The organism is Kytococcus schroeteri (assembly GCF_002847825.1).
Taxonomy (GTDB): domain Bacteria; phylum Actinomycetota; class Actinomycetes; order Actinomycetales; family Dermatophilaceae; genus Kytococcus; species Kytococcus schroeteri.
This window is the reverse complement of the sequence record NZ_PKIZ01000151.1, coordinates 1-309: the sequence shown is the minus strand read 5'-3', so window position 1 is coordinate 309 and position 309 is coordinate 1. Positions and strand designations below refer to the sequence as shown.

Sequence of the window (309 nt, the reverse complement as noted above, 5' to 3'; positions counted from 1 at the left end):
CCCCGCAGGACCGCCAGGACAACGCGCAGCCGCCGTACTACGTGGTGGCTTCCGACCCGGAGACGAACAAGCCCTCCTTCCAGCTGATTACCCCGTTCCGTGGCCTGCGCCGTGAGTTCCTGGCAGCCCACATGTCTGTGGGCTCCGACCCGGATAACTACGGAAAGATCAACGTACGGGTGCTGCCGACGGGCACGCAGACGCTGGGCCCGAACCAGGCGCAGGACACGATGATGTCCTCCGACGAGATCGCCCGCGAGCGTACTCTGCTGAAGGGCACGAACGACCTGACGAACGGTAACCTGCTGA

General features: G+C 64.7%; 1 protein-coding gene. It reads left to right on the top strand.

Annotated elements, in window-relative coordinates; all coding sequences use genetic code 11:
* Positions 1-309, top strand: a 309-nt coding sequence (locus CYJ76_RS11945; RefSeq protein ID WP_180802313.1) for a UPF0182 family protein, incomplete at both ends; no start/stop codon positions are given.